The sequence below is a fragment of the Micromonospora sp. D75 genome, assembly GCF_018070405.1.
GTDB classification, from domain to species: domain Bacteria; phylum Actinomycetota; class Actinomycetes; order Mycobacteriales; family Micromonosporaceae; genus Micromonospora; species Micromonospora chalcea.
Genome location: NZ_JAGPXV010000943.1, coordinates 1 through 1519, shown reverse-complemented (window position 1 = coordinate 1519; position 1519 = coordinate 1). Strand labels below are relative to the sequence as shown.

The following is a 1519-nucleotide window of genomic DNA, read 5'->3' as shown; positions in this document are numbered from 1 at the left end:
GGCGACCCGCGCGCTGACCTCCGCCGGTAGCTGCAGGACGGTCGCGGCGACGAGCACCGAGCCGTGGCTGTAGCCGGACAGCAGCACCCCGTTGCCGCTGTGCACCAGGTACGTGATGCGCCGGGCCAGCTCCGGCACGGCCCGCTCGGCGTAGCAGGGCGGTGCGAACGGGTGTGCCGCCCGGGGCCAGAACGTGGCCAGGTCGAAGAGCACGCCGACGTGGTGCCGGAACCCGGGACTGCGGTAGGCGAAGATCCCGGCGAGGATGAGGGCCAGCACCGCCGCCGAGATCGCCACCCCGCCCACCTCGATGCCGAACATGACCAGCTCCGCCGGGACGTGCGTGCGGTGCTCCAGCGTCTCGCCCGGATCGGGACGGACCAGCGCCATCGCGGTGGTCGCCGCGCCCAGTCCGGCCATGACGGCGAACAGCACCGCCAGCGGCACCAGCAGGTCGGTGAACCGGGCCCGCACGATCATCGTCCGGACCTGCCGCAGCCGGGGCGCCGCCTCGGCCGGCGGCGACGGGAAGTCCCGCTCGACGATCGCCCCGGCGGCCCGCATCCGGCCGCGCCGGGACACCAGCGCCACCACTGCCGCGACCACCAGGGTGACCAGCAGCGCGCGGAAGAAGCCGTAGATCGCCCAGGTGTACGCGTGCGCCGGGCCCGGTATGTCGTCCGCCGGGGACACGCCCCGGTCCAGCAGGTCGGCGGTGCGCTGGACCAGCTCGGCGGAGTACGCCACCGCGAGCCCGCCCGCCGCCGCGGCTACCACGAGCGCCCCGAGCCCGTTCGGCGGCTGGTGGCCGCGGACTCGTAGGCGGTGCCAGATCAGCACCGCGGCCAGGCCGCCGAGCAGTACCGCGTGCGTGACCAGCAGCCAGGTCAGGATCGAGCCGTAGCCGGGCAGCCCGCCGCCGGCACGCCAGCGGGCCGGGGCGAACAGCAGATACCCGGCCACCACGACGGTGAGCCCGATCGCGGTGCCGCGCAGCACCCGGGCGACCCGGTCACGTCGCGGGTCGGTGGGCGCCCGGTCGACGAGCGGCGGCACGCAGACCAGGACCAGGCAGGCGAGCAGCACCGCGCCGGTGACCGCCAGCAGCACCGCCACCGTGGGCGGGACGCCCTGCGCGGCCCGGGCGGCGAGGAGACAGCCGTCGAGGGTGGCGAAGGCCGCCGCGATGTGGATCGAACGCAGCCGGCCCATCAGCGGCTCGGTGTCCCACTGGCCGATCGTGCTCAGCGGAGGCCCGGCCGTCGCCCGCTCCGGCGCCCGGAACGCGGTGAACGAGCGTCCCGGCCGCCGGGAGCCCCACCAGACCAGGCTCACCGCGGCCGCCGGGACCAGCGCCAGCACCACCAGCCGCAGCCCGACCGGCCGCCCGCCCATCCAGGACAGCCACTCCCGGTCGGCGACGCACGCCGGGACGGACAGGCACTGCCAGGCCACCAGGTCCAGCGCGACCCCGGCCCCGGCGAGCACGTACAACGCGGTCAGGCTCAACCCCAGCACC

1 protein-coding gene is annotated in these 1519 nt (G+C 76.0%); it reads right to left on the bottom strand.

The genetic code is table 11. From position 1 onward, the window contains the following. Positions 1-1519, bottom strand: a 1519-nt coding sequence (locus KBX39_RS30920; protein WP_210873937.1) for a hypothetical protein, incomplete at both ends; no start/stop codon positions are given.